This is a genomic window from Streptomyces sp. ERV7 (assembly GCF_001653515.1).
In the GTDB taxonomy this organism is placed as follows: domain Bacteria; phylum Actinomycetota; class Actinomycetes; order Streptomycetales; family Streptomycetaceae; genus Streptomyces.
The window spans coordinates 954687-969784 of record NZ_LYOY01000040.1; the positions used below are offsets into that span (position 1 = coordinate 954687).

The window sequence follows — 15098 nt, forward strand, 5'->3', positions numbered from 1 at the left end:
CGATCCCGCTCTGGGAGCACGGTCCCAGTCGCCGCCCGCGCCCACCCCGGGCTCCCAGGGCGCTTCTCCTCCCGTGCTCGGACGACTGCACCCCGACGCGCTGATGTGCTGGTCAACGGCACCGAAAGGGGCCGCAATCCATCCATCGGCCGCACCCCATCCCGCCCCCTCGGAGGACAACAGTGATCCGCGCCCTGACCGGGTTCTCCACCCGCAATCCCTGGAAGGTCATCGGCCTCTGGACGGTGGTGGGGCTCTTCCTCGCGCTGCTCGGCCAGTCGCTGCTCTTCCGCGTCACCCAGAGCCAGAGCGGGGACTTCCTGCCCTCCACCTACGACTCGGCCGCCGCGCTCCAGGTCGCCGAGGAGAAGTTCGGTGCGAAGCCCGACGCCAACGCGGTGACCGTGCTCGTCGCCCGGACGGACGGCAAGCCCCTGACCGCGGCCGACGAGCGCCGCGTCGGCGACACCGCCGCGGAGCTGGGCCGACGGCACGTCAAGATGCCCGAGCCCAGCCGGGACGGGCCGGCCTTCCTGGCCAAGGACTACTCGCAGACGCCCAAGGTCAGCCCCGCCATGGTCGCTCCCGACCGCGCCTTCGAACTGCTCTCCGTGCAGCTGACCGGCAATGCCACCGACCCCGGTATGCACGACCTCTACCGGGCCTTCCGCGACGACGTGAAGCGCGAGTTCGCGGGTGACCGGATGCGTACCGGCTTCACGGGCGGACTCGCCGACCTCGTCGACACCACGGAGGCGGAGGAGACCACCACCACCGTCGTCGGCGCCCTCATGCTCGGCCTGATCGTGCTGATCAACATTCTGGTGTTCCGCAGTGTGCTGGCCGCCTTCGTCCCCCTGCTGGCGGTCGCCGTCATCAGCGGCGCGGCGCTGGGCGTGGTCGTGGGGGCCGCGCTGCTCACCGGTATCGACCTCGACACCTCCACTCCGAACCTGATCGGTGTCGTACTGATCGGCATCGGTGTGGACTACTTCCTCTTCCTCCTCTTCCGTTTCCGTGAACAGCTGCGGGCCCACCCGGATCTGCCCGCCCGTGCCGTGGCCACGGAGGTCACCGGCAGGGTCGGCACGGCGATCACCTCGGCGGCCCTCACGATCGTCGCCGCCTTCGCCACACTGGGCATCGCGACCTTCGGGCAGTTCCGCGTACTCGGCCCGGCCATCGCCCTGTCGGTGCTCGTCATGCTGCTGGCCAGCCTCACCTTCATGCCCGCGCTGCTCGCGGTCACCGGGCGCAAGATGTTCTGGCCCTCTCGCGCTCTGCGGCGCGAGCCCCGGCCGGGCACCGCCGGGCGCGTCGGTGACCTGGTCGCCCGCCGCCCGCTCACCCTCGTCGTGGCCTCTGTCGCCCTGCTCGGCGCGCTGGCGGCCGGGGCCGTGGGCGTCCGGATGGACTTCGACCAGACGGGCGGGGGCAAGGACACCGCCGCGGCGGCCACCGCCGCCGAGATCAACCGCGCCCTGCCCGCCGGGGTGTCGGATCCGACCACCGTCTACGTCACGGCCGACCGGGGCCGCACGCTCACCACCGGCAGCGTCGACGCCCTGCCCAAGGCCCTCGCCAAGGTCCCGGGCGTCGGCCAGGTCGGGCAGACCGTCCTCAACCCGGACCGCACGGCGGCCCGTATCGACGTCTACCTCACCGCCGACACCCAGAGCCGGCAGGCTCGCGACCTCGTCTCCGGGCCGGTCCGCGACGCCGTCGCCGTCCACACTCCGGCCGGCATGGAAGCCCATGTCGGCGGCACAGCCGCGATCTTCGCGGACATCTCCACCGCCGTCGACCACGACCTCAGGACCGTCTTCCCGGTCGCCGCGGGCCTGATCGCCCTCATCCTGATCGTCCTGCTGAGGAGCCTGCTCGCCCCGGCCGTTCTGATGATCGCCGTGGGGCTCGGCTTCGCCGCGACGCTGGGCGCCTCCGCGCTCTTCTTCCAGCATCTGCTCGACAAGCCGGGCGTCAACTTCGTGCTGCCGCTGGTGCTGTTCCTCTTCGTGGTCGCCCTCGGCACCGACTACAACATCCTCATCAGCGACCGCATCCGCGAGGAGATGGAACGTCCGGGACCCGCCCGAGCCGCCGTCGCCCGCGCCGTACGCCACACCGCTCCCGCCATCGCCACCGCCGGTGTGGTCCTCGCCGCCTCCTTCGGCAGCCTCGCGGTGAACGCGGCGCCCGCCACCCAGCAGATCGGCTTCGCGACGGGGCTCGGCATCCTCCTCTCCGCGTTCGTCCTGTCCATCGCGCTGGTGCCCGCGCTCGCCGCGCTCCTGGGCCGGAGCATCTGGTGGCCGGTCCGCCCGGGCCGCACCAAGGGCCGCCACCACGCCGAGCCGTCGGCCGACTTCCTGCCCCACGAGGTCGCCCCCCGCCCGCTTCAGGCCGTCGAATCACGGTTGCATAACGAGTAATTCCACTGTGTGACATGTGCCATTGCACATGTCACATGATTTCTCTCAGGCCCTCCGCCACCGCGGGGGGCCTGACCCCGTCGCGCCACCTCGGCGCGCCGACTGAGGAGGGCACATGCGAAGACCACTGGCACTGCTGGCCGTTGCGGTCTCGACCGTCCTACTGGGCAGCGCGGTCCCGGTCGCCGCGGCCCCCGACAGCGACAGCGACACCGCCAACGTGCGCCCGCTCGCCTGGACTTCCTGCGGCGACACCACGACCCCGGCACTGCAGTGCGCCATGCTCGACGTCCCGCTGGACCACGCCCGCCCGGACGGGCGGAAGATCAAGATCAAGCTCAACCGGCTGCCCGCCACCGCCCCCAAGGCCAAGCAGCAGGGTCCGATCCTGCTCAACCCCGGCGGCCCCGGCGCCAGCGGTCTGTGGATGCCCGCCTACATCGCGGGCCAGCTGCCCCCCGATGTCGCCTCGACGTACGACTGGATCGGCTTCGACCCCCGTGGCACCAACGGCAGCGAGCCCCATGTGGTCTGCGACGCGCACTACTTCGACGGCGAGCGCCCCGACTACCAGGTCGGCCACGGCACCGAGAAGGCGTGGCTGGGCAGGGCCGCGACGTACGCCGCCGACTGCGCGGCGGACTGGAGCTGGATCCTGCCGCACATGACGACGGCGGACAGCGCGCGGGACATGGACCGCATCCGTGCCGCACTGGGCGCCAAGAAGATCAACTTCTACGGCGGCTCCTGGGGCACCTCGCTGGGCTCCACCTACGGCCAGCTGTTCCCCTCCCGGGTGCGGCGCATGGTCCTGGACAGCATCGTCGGCCCCACCATCTCCTGGTACGACCACAACATCCTCCAGGACAAGGAGCACGAGCGGCGCTTCCGCGCCTTCGCCGAGTGGACCGCCAAGGCCGACTCGGTCTACCACCTCGGCACCGACGCGAACGCCGTGATCAAGAACTACTACGCCATGGAGGACGCGCTGCGCACCACCCCGGTGCCCGCCGCGCCCGCTCCCGGCAAGATCGGCCCGGCCGAGTTCGAGGACACCTTCTACGGCGGCGGCTACAACTTCCTGCGCTGGCCCCGGATGGCCACGGTCCTCTCGGGCTACCTCACCCGGCACGACACCCGCCCGCTCACCATCGCCTACAACCGGTACGCCGCGCCGGGCGCCGACGACGGAGCCTTCCCCAACTACAACGCCACGCAGTGCACGGAGAGCGCCTGGCCCCGGGACTGGGAGTTCTGGAAGAAGGACCAGGCGAAGGTCAACGCGGTCGCGCCGTTCTACACGTACAACAACATGTGGTACAACGCCGCCTGTATGTTCTGGCCCTACCAGGGCGGCCCGGGCCGGATGAAGATCACCGGCAAGGGCCTTCCGCCGGTCCTGCTGTTCCAGGCGACCGAGGACGCGGCGACCCCGTACCCGGGCGCGGTCGCGATGCACAAGGCGCTGCCCGGCTCCAAGCTGGTCGTCCAGAACGGCGGCAGCTTCCACGAGATCCTCTTCCACGGCAACGCCTGTCTGGACGACACCTTCGTCGCCTATCTGCGGGACGGAACCCTGCCCGGCGGCAAGGGGTTCATCGCCAAGACCTGCGCCCCCGGCGCCGACCCGGCACCGACCTACGTCGAGCCCACACCGACCGCGAAGGCATCCGCGGCCGGGCTCTCGCCGACGGACCGCGAAGCCGTCCACGGCCACTTCTGACCAACCCGGCCGTGTGTGCTCCCGGGAAACGAACCGGGAGCACACACGGCCGATCCGCGTCTGAAGACCCGGTCACTCCCCCGACGGGCCCTTGCGGGCGGGATCGGCCGCCTCGACGAGCTGGCGCAGCGCCCCGTAGTAGACCTCGTGGTCGACCACGGCGGGCAGGATGGCGGCGAGGTTCCCGGTCAGCACCGGGAAGTCGGCGGGGTCGAGCGCGGCCAGTGCGGTGCGGGTGGCGGACTGGGCGGCGCCGGGGTCGCGATGGTCGACGAAGCTCGCGCTGCCCAGAGTGAGCAGATACATCCGCCGGTAGCAGGTGATCGCCTCCTGGGCGGTCATCCCGGCCGCGAGGGAATCGGCCAGTTGGGGCTCGACGAGGCGCTTGAGGAGCTGGGGGCCGAGCCAGGGGCGCGCGCCGCGCAGGGCGATCAGGCCCGGATGGGCGGACAGCAGCTCGTACAGGCTCCGGAAGCGGGCTTCGGTGGCCACGGCCCAGTCGGTGCCGGGCGCGCTCTCGGGCAGCGACGCGGCGAGGTGGTCCACGCACAGGTCCAGGAGCCCGGCCAGGTCCGTACAGCGGCGCTGGAGCGTGGCGTGGGCGATACCGAGCCGGGCGGCCAGGGTCCGGAAGCTCAGGGCGGCGGCGCCTTCCCGGTCCACGATGAGCAGGGCGGTCACGGCGATGCGGTCGGGGGTCGCGAGGTCGAGGGAAGCGGATTGCCTGGGCATGAGAGCCAGCGTACGGTACACCGTATCGCCCGTCATCCTCACCGGTCGTGCGACGCCCGGTCCCGACCGCCCGCTCCGCAGGGGAGTCCCCGAGATGTCCCAGCTCATGTCCCCGCTCACATACGGCGACGTCAAGGCGGCCGCCGACCGCATCGCCGGGCGCGTCCGGCCCGTCGCCCTCGCCCACGCCGACCCCGGCGAGGTCCGCACCGCCCGGCGCGGCCCGCTCGACGGCCGCGCCGCAGAGCCCTGCGAGGTGTGGCTCGCGCTGGAGTTCATGCAGCACACCGGCTCGTTCAAGGCGCGTGGTGCGCAGAACTTCCTCCAGGCCCACCGCGAGGCCAAGACCCTCCCGGACGCGGGGGTGACGATCGCCTCCGGCGGCAACGCCGGGCTCGCCTGCGCCTGGGCCGCCAAGGAGCAGGGCGTCACCGCCACCGTCTTCCTGCCGGCCACCGCGCCCGCCGTCAAGGTCGCCGGGCTGCGCGGCTTCGGCGCCGACGTCCGGCTGGTCGGCACCGAGTACGCGGACGCCCTGGCCGCCTGCGAGGACTTCGCCGCCACGACCGGCGCGCTCGCCTCGCACGCGTACGACCACCCGCTGATCGCCGCCGGGGCCGGCACCGTGCTGGAAGAGATCCTTCAGCAGGTTCCCGACCTGGACACGGTGGTGGTGGCGGTCGGCGGCGGGGGCCTGTTCGCGGGGGTCGCCACCGCCGCCCACCACCACGGCGTACGCGTCGTCGCGGTCGAGCCGGAGAACTGCCGGGCGCTGAACGCGGCGATCGCGGCCGGTCGCCCGGTCGACGTGACCGTCGACTCGGTCGCCTCGGACGCCCTCGGTGCGCGGCGCGCCTCGGCGATGGCCCTGTACGCCGCCCAACAGGCCGACGTGCACTCGGTCCTCGTGCCCGACAGCGAGATCGTCCGCACCCGCCGGGCGCTGTGGGACCACCGTCGCATCGCCGTGGAGCACGCCGCCGCGACCGCGCTCGCGGCCCTCACGACGGCACCGCACCCGGCCCCGGCCGCCGCGACGAGCGCCGGCTACCGGCCCGCCGAGGGCGAGAAGGTCGCCGTCGTGCTCTGCGGCGCCAACACCGACCCCGGCGACCTCGCCCACAAGCGGGACCGCGGCTGATCAACCGGGCCGCCGTGCTCGAAGCCCGCGTCGATGCCCCGCCCGGGAGCGCTCACTGGTGCTGGGGCTGCTGTCCGCGCTGCTGGTCGTGCTGGGCCAGGACCGCGAGGAGGGTCGCCACGGTCAGTCCGGCCTCGGCCGGGTGCCGCAGGGGGGTACCGGGTTCGATGCGATACGTGTTGGAGCGGCCCTGCCGGGTGTGGGAGAGATATCCGGCCTCCTCCAGATCGGCGATGATCCGCTGGACGGCGCGCTCGGTGAGCCGGCAGTGCGCGGCGATGTCGCGGATACGGACGGAGGGGTCGTCGGCGATCGCGGCCAGCACCCGGGCGTGGTTGGTCAGGAACGTCCAGCCCGCGTGCGGTTCAGGTACAGCGCCCATCCTCTCAGCGTATGACGCGCCATTCACGCATTCAAATAGACGAAATACTTTTCATGTATCCCTTGACGTATCAGAAAGGGAAGCGGAACCTGAAGAGACCCGAGCAGGGCACCGGCGGACGCCTGGGGAGCCAATGCCATGCCAGAGCACGCGATACCCGCACAGATCGGCCGCGGGGGCGCCACCTATACGGCACCGGCCCACGCGCCGAGCGGCCGGCCACTGCCGCGCCTGGAGATCGAGGTCCGGCCGACGGGTGACCGCCAGCTCGTCGTGGTCACCGGCGAGGTCGACATCGACGCCGACCGACTGCTGCACAGCACGCTGGGGGCGGCTCTCGTCCGCTCGCGCGGCGGGGTCGACCTCGATCTGAGCAAGGTCGACTTCTGCGACTGCTCCGGCCTCAACGTGCTGCTGCGCATCCGTCAACGCGCACTGCGGGACGGCAAGACGCTCCGCGTCCGCGCCGTGAGCGGTGCCGTACACCGGCTTCTGACCGTCACTCACACACTGCCGCTGCTCACCCCACCGGAGTGAGGCCCGGGTCCGTGGGTCGGCGCCCCGGCGGGCCGGTCGCGGGCTACGAAACCCGTTGGGGCCATGGCCGGCCGGTGGCCGATGGGCCCTCCGGCGGCTTCTCGACATTCCGTGCCACGCCGGTGCGCCGGGTGGCCATGCGGTGTTCGGTGGGGGTGATTCCGTACACCTCGCGGAACGCGCGGCTGAAGGCGGTGGCGCTGGCGAACCCCCAGTGGGCCGCGATCGTCTGGACGGACCGGCCGCTCAGCTCCGGACGGGCGAGGTCGACGTGACAGCGTGCGAGGCGGCCCCGGCGGATGGTTTCCGCCACGCTCGCGGGCCGGTCGCGAAAGAGCGCGTAGAGACCGCGCAGGGAGATGTGGTGGCGGTCGGCCACCGTCTGCGGAGTCAGGTCCGGGTCGCCGAGGTTGTCGTCGATGAAGCGGAGGATCCGTTGCAGCATCACCTGGGCGCGCGCCTCGGCGGGCGCCTCCGCGGGGACGTCGAGCTGCTGCGCGAGGCACGCGGTGGCCAGGTCGAGGGCGACCGACCCCATCCGGCACAACTCCTCCGGGCCGCAGGTGGGCCCGCGCCGGACCAGCGCCCGGAAGAAGTCCGCGAGGATCGCCGCCGTTCCCCCGCCCCCGCCGAGGCGCTGGGCGACCAGGCGGTCCAACCGGTCCGACCGCAGCGGCAGCACCGAGCGGGGTATCTGCAGCATGACCGCCTCGGTCTGCTGCCCCTCGTCACAGAAGCTGGCGTTCTCCATCGGGCGCGAGGTGTCCGTCAGTACCAGTCCACCGGTGACCAGCGACTCGTTCCCCAACTGGGCGGTCCTGAAGGTCCCTTGTGTCACCAGTGCCAGCTGGTACTGCTCGGGGTCGCCCTGGCGTACATGTGCCCGGTTCCGGTGCGAGGACACCGGCGAGAAGGTGAACGTCGACAGTTGCACCACACCGAGCTCCAGTTGCGAGATCTCGGCGCGGAAGCCGGACGGGCGCTCCGCGGCGATCGCGACGGGCATCAGGCCGCTGGACACCCTTTCGCGGAACCAGTCGAATCTGTCCTCCTCCGATACGGTGTCCGCCGACTCCCGTGACCATCCCATGCGTTCTCCCCCCGTGCAGCGGTGTGCCGCCGCACCGGTCCACCGCCGGCGAAGACGCGCACACCCTCCCCCTTCACAGGCTCGATTATCGCCAACGGCCGGGTTCCCCGGTGACCGAATTTCGCGGTCCTTCACGGTGTGCGCCGTCACAGCTCCAGGAGGGCGAGGTCGACCGCCTCCGCCATCTCCCGGGCACCCTCGTCGTTCAGATGGAGGTGGTCGCCGCTGTCCAGGTCGGGCCGGATGAAGTCCGGGGCGTCCGGGTCCTGGACTGCGGCCGCGATGTCGACGACCGCGTCGAACACGGTCGAGGTGCGCAGCCAGTCGTTGACCTGACGGCGGATCACCCGGCCCTCGGGGCTGTCGACGCCGGGGTAGACGGTTCCCGCGTACGGACCCATGGTCATGCCGATCGTGGTCAGCCCCGCGCTGCGGGCCCTCCCGGCGAGCGTGGTGTAGCCCTCGATCAGGTCCTCGGCGGTGGCCGGCGGCTCGCCGGACATACCCGGCAGGCCGAGGTCGTTGAGGCCGAAGTGGAAGATCACATGGGTGGCGCCGGGCACGCCGAGCACATCGCGGTCGAAGCGGGCCAGACCGTGCGGGCCGACCTCGTCGGTCAGCAGCCGGTTGCCGCCGATGCCCTGGTTGACCACCCAGCCCCGGCCGAGCCGGCGGTTGAGCTGGTTCGGGAAGCGCCGGTTGGTGCCGGTCGAGGTACCGGTGCCCTCCAGCCAGGAGTCGCCGAACGCCACGGCGATCGCGGTGCCCTGGGGAGCGAGGACGTCGACACCGGTGACGTAGTAGCGTCCGTCCGCCTCCTCGGCGCCGTCCAGCACAGCCGCCGAGACATGGTTGCCGGAGACCGCGTAGGCGCTCTGCGACGGGGTGTGGGCGAACGTCGCCAACCCGGTGTCCTCGGGCAGATAGAGGCTCAGTACGAGGTCGGTGCCCGCGCTCACCGCCAACTCGACGGGGTCGCTCTGGACCACCTCGCCGACCGGCACGGTCACCTCGGCCGCACCGCCGAAGCGCAGCGGCCTGTCGGTCCCGGGGAGCAGGGCGGTGTCGGCGGAGGGATCGACCGCGTCGCCGCGCTCGGCCCGGATCGCGAGCCGAGCGGCCGCTATGACCAGCGGCTCCTTGCCGTACTCGTTGCTGAGCCGCACCCTTACGGCCTCACCGCCGCCGTCGAGGTGCAGGATCTGACGCAGCGTCTGGTCGTGGAAGCCGCGCGACGGACTGATCTTGATGATCTCGTGCGGGCTGAGCACGGCGGAACGGAAGCCTGCGACCCAAGCGGTCGTGTCCATGGCGGCGAAGTCCTCTCCGGGGCGGGGCCGGCGGTGCGCGGCCTCTGCATGATCTGAACCATACAGTACAGTTCAGATGTACTCAACGGTTCAGTTGAACTGAACTCAACGGGATGGTTCAGCCGCGGCTAGACTGCGGCCCACGGCGAGAGAAGGAGACGGCGACAGTGCGCGCAAGCGAACAGCCCCCCAAGCGCATCCCCTCGGGCGACCGGGCGGCGGCCAAGCGCAGGGCGATCGTGCGGGCCGCCACCGATGCGTTCCTGCGGGACGGCTACGGCGTGGGCATGGACACCATCGCCGCCGAGGCGGGCGTCGCCAAGGTCACCGTCTACAACCACTTCGGCAGCAAGGAAGCCCTCTTCACCGCGATCGTCGGCGATCTCCTGGACGCCGCGCTCGCGGAGTCGACCCGGCTGGTCGAGGAACGCCTCGGCTCCTCCACGGATGTACGCGCCGACCTCGTCGCGATCTGCGAGGCATGGGTGGCCGGCCATGCCACCCCCGAGGTGCTCGCCCTGCACAACGCCGTCATGGGCTCCATGCCGCGCCTGCCCGAGCTGGGCCGCACCTGGCAGGAGCAGGGCCCCGAGCGCTTCCACCTGATCGTCCGCGCCGCGCTCGCCTCACTCGTGGAACGCGGCGAACTCGCCATCGACGACATCGAGTTGGCGGCGATCCAGCTCTCCGGTCTGGTACTGATGCCGCACATCGCGTACGGCTCGGCCGGCTCGGCACCCGACGCCGACCTCACCCAACGGCTCATCACCGGCGGCGTGGACATGTTCCTCGCCCGCTACCGTCCCGGCGTCACGACGAGCGGCTGGACCGCCACGCGCCGCACAGTCGGCCCTCCTCCGGCTCCACACCTGGGCGGTAAAGCCGGTGGAGGCCGTGCGGACCGTTGACTCGACCTCCGCGCCGGAGCTACCTTGCCCTCGCTCCAACGTTCCCGTATATAGGCTCGGTTCATCTATATGAACTGCGGCTTTCTGCGATGTGGGATCCGACGGAAGGACAAGCGATGCCGCTCGATCGCCGAGACGTGTTGAGGTACGGAGCGACCGCCGCGGTGGCCGCCGCGATCCCGCTCCAGGCTGCCGGACCCGGCGCTACGGCCCCGCTGGGCTCCACGGACCACACGAGGATCGTGGCCGCCTACCGCGAGCTCCAGATCGGCGGCAACCGCGTCTCACCCCGGCGCGCTCGCGCGGTGGCCGCGCTCGACGAGGTCGCGACCGGCTACGACGCGGCCATGACCGTCACCGGCGACCAGCTCTGGCCCGACCTGCCGGTGGGGCCGGGCAGTACCTACTTCCCCACCATGTACTACCGGTTGCGGACCATCGCGGTGGACTGGGCCACACCCGGATCCGCGCTCTCCACCCGGCCGGAGACGCCCGACCGTCTCGTCACCGCCCTCGACACCCTCTACCGCACCCAGTACAACGAGAACACCGCCGAGCTGGGCAACTGGTACTCGTACGAGATAGGCGTGCCGTACTGGCTGCTCCAGACCGTGGTGGCGCTCGGCGACCGGCTGCCCGCAGCCGGCCGGGAACGCGTGCTGCGCCCCGTGCTGCGCTTCGTCGCCGACCCCAACCGCCGTACCTCCAACGCCACCGTGGAGACAGGCGCCAACCGTGCGGACAAGGCCCTGATCACCGTGGTGTCGGGCGCGCTGGCCGACGATGCCACCCGCGTCGCCGCCGGCATCGCGGCCGTCACCGACACCGCGGGCGGCGGCGCCTCGGACCTGACGCTGCGCACCACCAAGGGCGACGGCTACCACACCGACGGGTCCTTCATCCAGCACGACGTGGTGCCCTACCCCGGCCACTACGGGCTGGTCCTGCTGAGCGCGATCGCCGGGCTGACCTACGTCACGCACGACACCGCCGTCGGCCTCGCACCCGCTGTGCGGGAGAAGTTCGAGCAGGTCGTCACCGATGTGCACGCGCCCTTCCTGTTCGCCGGGTCGATGATGGAGACGGTACGGGGCCGGATGCTGTCCCGGCAGGGCGAGACCGGGCACGACGCGGGCCACCAGTTCATCGCGGCCGCGGTGCTGCTGGCGAGGACGGCGACGGGCGAAACCCGCAGGCGGCTGTCCCGGCTCGCGGCGCGCTGGATCGCCGAGGGCACCTGGGCGCCCTACCTGGACGTCTCCGATGTCGGCCGGTTCTCGGGCGGCCTCCAGCCCGTCGGGGTGCCCGAGGTCGAGTTCGCCGAGCAACTGCCCGCCGTACGGGCACGGTCGGGCGCGACGGCCCTGCACCGCACGTTCCCGCAGATGGACCGGATGGTGCACACCACCGAGCGCTGGTCGGCCTCGCTCGGCACGGGCTCCTCCCGGATCTGCCGCTACGAGGCCATCAACGGCATGAACCTGCACGGCTGGTACACCGGCGACGGCGTGCTCTACACCTTCCTGCCCGGCCGGCAGGGCCAGTACAGCGACGCCTACTGGCCCACCGTCGACGCCACACTCCTGCCCGGCACCACAACCAAGGACGCCGCGCCCCCACCTCTGCTGACCGAACCGCCGCGCACCACACGCACCTTCGCGGGCGGAGCGCGCTTCGACGACCGGTACGGTGTCCAGGCGCTGGACTTCGTATCCCAGGACGGCACCCTGTCCGCCAAGAAGTCCTGGTTCCTCACCCCCGACGCGGTGGTCTGCCTGGGCGCCGCCATCACCGACACCTCCGGCGCCCCGGTACGTACGGCGATCGAGAACCGCGGTCTGGGCGAGGACGGCACCCCCGGCCTGCTGATCGACGGCCGCCCCGACACCTCGCCGCTCGGCCGCCCCACGGTCGTCCGCCACGCGCGCTGGCTGCACCTGGACGGCACCGGGGGCTATGTGCTCCTCGACGGCCACGCCGACAAGCCGCTGACGCTGCTGCGCGAGGACCGTACCGGCACCTGGCTGGGCATCGACACCGGCGCCAACACCCATGGGACCTCCACCCCGTACACCCGCCGCTACCAGAAGATCGTGGTCGCTCACGGGGTCCGCCCGGCCGGTGCGAGCTATGCCTACGCCGTGCTGCCGGGTGCCACCGCCACCGAGACACGCCGTGCGACCGGGCGGTGGACGGTGCTCGCCAACTCGGAGCACACCCAGGCGATCCGCCTCGACGCGCACCTCACGGCGGCGGTGTTCTTCGCCCCGGGCGCCGTCGACGGCCTCCGGACGTCCGGGCCGACCACCGCCGTATGGGGCCGGACGCCGAAGGGCTGGAGCTGCGCCCTGGCGGACCCGTCCCAGACGCAGGACAGCGTGCGCGTCACCGTCGATGTCGCCGCCCACCGCGTCGTCCGCGCGGATCCCACGGTCACCGTGGTGGCCACTCACCCCCGGCTGGTGGTGGACATCGAGGTCGCGGGCTCGCTCGGTGCCACGCACTCCTTCACCGTCGACTGACACCGAGCGGGAACCCGCCCCTCAGGGGCACCACGCTCCCCTCTCTACCGCCGTCCGCCGAACTCCCAGTCGTGGACCTCGATGTCGGCATACCGGTCCGCCGTCAGGACGGCCCGCGCGGTGGCCGCGTCCGGAGCCCGGACCAGCGCCACCGTTCCCACCCAGGTGGCACCGTCGTCGGACAGCAACGGCCCGTACGCGATCAGGTCGTCGCGGTCCGACGGCACCACGAGGTCGCCGGGCTCCCCCGAGCCCAGGCCGAGCACCAGGTACCGGTTGCCGTCGGTCCGGCCGCCGGGGAAGTCCCACATGGTGCGGCCCAGCAGGTTGCGCCAGCGCCGCACCAGCACGTCCCGGTACGCACCGGCCTGGTAGTTGGGCTCCTCGAAGGCGAACGCGCGGGCGGCGGCGGGGTTCGGCAGATCGACGATGTGCATGCTGCCGCTGGGTGTCTCACCGTCCTCGGCGAACGTGGGCCCGCGCGCGATCAGCTCCTTCTCGAACCCGTCCATGTAGGACCAGTGGGCTTCGAGCAGTTGGCCGCGCAAGGGCAGGGAACCGGGCCGATCGCGGTGGTAGCAGAAGAACTCCATGCCCACAGACTCCCCAACGCACGACAGCTTCTCAAGGGGGTTCCGGGGAGCGCGGTCGGCCCTCCCCCGTCACGGCCCGGTGATCGGTGTCTGCAACTCGGTCACCCACTCGTCGCGGTTGTCCGGGCACTCCAGGTTGATCTCCCGGGGGTAACCGGCCGACCGGTAGCCGTTGCCGTCGATCCAGTGGGCCAGGGTCTGGGCGGTGGGCAGCACCGCGTCCATCGAGCCGCGGTGCACGATCGTCGCCGCCTGGACGGGTGGAAGGTCGAGCACCCGGAACGCACCGTCCTGGAGGGGTGCGGCGACGACCTGGACGGCCGCGTGGACGCGGATCCTGCCGTCACCCACCGGCTCGTCCTCGTAGTAGGCGATACCGGGGCCCGTCGGCGTGATGCCGGCCTCGCCCAGGCGCCGGAACAACTCGTCGTAGAGCGGCCCGATGACCGGGCTGATGTCCTGCGGCCCGAAGCTCGCGGCGGTCGCCGTCAGCTCCGCCACCCGGACCGCCGGGACGCTCTTGACGACAACGTCTTGTGTGGGCATGTGCCCCTCGCTCTCGATCGACCGGAGCCTCGCCTCGACCTGCACCAGGCGCGCCGCGGCGGCGGCCATCGCGGCCTCCAGCTCGGCCTGCCGCAGCCGCAGCATGCCGCGCAGTTCCTCGGTGGTGACCTTCTCGTCCAGGATCTCCTGGACCTGCTGAAGGGTGAAACCGAGGTCCTTGAGCGCGATCACGCGGTTGAGGCGGGCCAGTTGGGCGGCCGTGTAGTACCGGTAGCCGCTGGCGGGGTCGACATGGGCGGGCCGCAGCAGTCCGGTCGCGTCGTAGTGACGCAGCATCCGGACCGAGACGCGACCGTGCCGGGCGAAGTCTCCGATGGTGAACATGATGTCTCCGAGTCCAGCGTCTGACACGGTGTGAGGGTCAAGAAACCATAGTGGGGGAAATGATCACGACCATGACTACCTCGACCAGAAGAGCCGAAGAGTTCGTCGGAGACGGACCCGAGCGCCGGTTCAGTGGACCTGCGACCGGTGAGGAACGGCGTATGCTCCTCGCCTTCCTCGGCGATCAGCGCGCGACCTTGGAGCTCAAGTGCGCCGGTGTGGAAGCGGAACTGTCGGCCCGCGCCGTGGAACCGTCCACGCTGTCCCTGCTCGGCCTGGTCCGCCACCTCACGGATGTCGAGCGCCACTGGTTCCGCCAGGTGCTGGCCGGACAGGACGCTCCGCCCCTCTACTCCTGCACCGAGGCCCCCGACGGGGACTTCGACGGCGCCGTGTCCGAGCCGGCGGCGATCGCGGACGCGTGGCAGGCCTGGCGGGCCGAGGTCGCGTACGCCGATGACTTCGCCGAGCGGGCTCCGCACCTCGACCTCGAGGGCGACGACTCCTGGCGCGGCAGGGTCTCGCTGCGCTGGGTGCTCATCCACATGATCGAGGAGTACGCCCGCCACAACGGCCACGCCGATCTGCTGCGTGAGCGGATCGACGGCGCGCGGGGCATCTGAGGACCGGCGGCCCGGACCGGGACCGCCTACGGGCCGCTGCCGAACGGCAGCGGCCCGTACGCCCTGTCGAGATGCGGGGCGAACGGTGCGAGGGGAACACCGCGCACCGGGTTGGCCGGCGCCTCCTGCGCGCGCAGCAGGGACCGCACAAGGTCCGCGTCGATCTCGATGTCCATACTGTCCGCACTATCCACACGGTCCATGCTGGCGGGGG

14 protein-coding genes are annotated in these 15098 nt (G+C 71.6%); 7 read left to right on the top strand and 7 right to left on the bottom strand.

The window, feature by feature from the left end:
- Nucleotides 1-182: 182 nt before the first annotated feature.
- Both A8W25_RS18890 and A8W25_RS18895 read left to right on the top strand, forming a co-directional pair.
- Entirely contained in the window at nucleotides 183-2432 is a 2250-nt protein-coding gene (locus tag A8W25_RS18890) for an MMPL family transporter (RefSeq protein WP_079126174.1), read from the top strand.
- Nucleotides 2433-2547: 115 nt separating this feature from the next.
- Nucleotides 2548-4155, top strand: a complete 1608-nt coding sequence (locus tag A8W25_RS18895; protein WP_067163003.1) for an alpha/beta hydrolase — start codon at nucleotides 2548-2550, stop codon at nucleotides 4153-4155.
- 72 nt (nucleotides 4156-4227) lie between these two features.
- Here A8W25_RS18895 and A8W25_RS18900 read toward each other — a convergent pair whose 3' ends face one another.
- Complete coding sequence (locus tag A8W25_RS18900) at nucleotides 4228-4887, bottom strand: TetR/AcrR family transcriptional regulator (protein WP_067164217.1); 660 nt, start codon at nucleotides 4885-4887, stop codon at nucleotides 4228-4230.
- A 106-nt stretch (nucleotides 4888-4993) separates the two neighbouring features.
- Between A8W25_RS18900 and A8W25_RS18905 the strand changes: the two genes are divergently transcribed.
- Nucleotides 4994-6028 carry a threonine/serine dehydratase gene (locus A8W25_RS18905; protein WP_067164219.1) on the top strand — a complete coding sequence of 345 codons (1035 nt, stop codon included), beginning with the start codon at nucleotides 4994-4996 and terminating at the stop codon, nucleotides 6026-6028.
- A 52-nt stretch (nucleotides 6029-6080) separates the two neighbouring features.
- Here the strand turns inward: A8W25_RS18905 and A8W25_RS18910 are convergent, their stop codons facing one another.
- The gene (locus tag A8W25_RS18910; protein WP_067163005.1) at nucleotides 6081-6410 is read right to left on the bottom strand and encodes a helix-turn-helix transcriptional regulator; all 330 of its coding nucleotides are present in this window, start codon (nucleotides 6408-6410) and stop codon (nucleotides 6081-6083) included.
- 138 nt (nucleotides 6411-6548) lie between these two features.
- Here A8W25_RS18910 and A8W25_RS18915 point away from each other — a divergent pair, with 138 nt between their 5' ends.
- Nucleotides 6549-6947 carry an STAS domain-containing protein gene (locus A8W25_RS18915; RefSeq protein WP_067163006.1) on the top strand — a complete coding sequence of 133 codons (399 nt, stop codon included), beginning with the start codon at nucleotides 6549-6551 and terminating at the stop codon, nucleotides 6945-6947.
- Between the two features lie 43 nt (nucleotides 6948-6990).
- Here A8W25_RS18915 and A8W25_RS18920 read toward each other — a convergent pair whose 3' ends face one another.
- Nucleotides 6991-8037 carry a helix-turn-helix domain-containing protein gene (locus A8W25_RS18920; protein WP_067163008.1) on the bottom strand — a complete coding sequence of 349 codons (1047 nt, stop codon included), beginning with the start codon at nucleotides 8035-8037 and terminating at the stop codon, nucleotides 6991-6993.
- A gap of 146 nt (nucleotides 8038-8183) precedes the next feature.
- The gene (locus tag A8W25_RS18925) at nucleotides 8184-9347 is read right to left on the bottom strand and encodes an SGNH/GDSL hydrolase family protein (protein ID WP_067163010.1); all 1164 of its coding nucleotides are present in this window, start codon (nucleotides 9345-9347) and stop codon (nucleotides 8184-8186) included.
- Nucleotides 9348-9514: 167 nt separating this feature from the next.
- On the opposite strand from A8W25_RS18925, the gene A8W25_RS18930 reads away from it, so the two are divergent.
- Nucleotides 9515-10255, top strand: coding sequence for a TetR/AcrR family transcriptional regulator (locus A8W25_RS18930; protein WP_067163011.1), 741 nt, complete (start codon nucleotides 9515-9517; stop codon nucleotides 10253-10255).
- Nucleotides 10256-10371: 116 nt separating this feature from the next.
- Nucleotides 10372-12777, top strand: coding sequence for a polysaccharide lyase 8 family protein (locus A8W25_RS18935; RefSeq protein WP_199831779.1), 2406 nt, complete (start codon nucleotides 10372-10374; stop codon nucleotides 12775-12777).
- 44 nt (nucleotides 12778-12821) lie between these two features.
- Here A8W25_RS18935 and A8W25_RS18940 read toward each other — a convergent pair whose 3' ends face one another.
- Nucleotides 12822-13370: a YciI family protein gene (locus tag A8W25_RS18940; protein ID WP_067163015.1), complete on the bottom strand. Its 549-nt coding sequence runs from the start codon at nucleotides 13368-13370 to the stop codon at nucleotides 12822-12824.
- Between the two features lie 69 nt (nucleotides 13371-13439).
- On the bottom strand, nucleotides 13440-14261 hold the full coding sequence (locus tag A8W25_RS18945) for a MerR family transcriptional regulator (protein WP_067163017.1): 822 nt from the start codon (nucleotides 14259-14261) through the stop codon (nucleotides 13440-13442).
- Between the two features lie 71 nt (nucleotides 14262-14332).
- On the opposite strand from A8W25_RS18945, the gene A8W25_RS18950 reads away from it, so the two are divergent.
- Nucleotides 14333-14884, top strand: a complete 552-nt coding sequence (locus A8W25_RS18950) for a DinB family protein (protein WP_067164221.1) — start codon at nucleotides 14333-14335, stop codon at nucleotides 14882-14884.
- A 26-nt stretch (nucleotides 14885-14910) separates the two neighbouring features.
- Here A8W25_RS18950 and A8W25_RS34050 read toward each other — a convergent pair whose 3' ends face one another.
- The gene (locus A8W25_RS34050; RefSeq protein ID WP_158942615.1) at nucleotides 14911-15087 is read right to left on the bottom strand and encodes a hypothetical protein; all 177 of its coding nucleotides are present in this window, start codon (nucleotides 15085-15087) and stop codon (nucleotides 14911-14913) included.
- Between the last annotated feature and the right edge of the window lie 11 nt (nucleotides 15088-15098).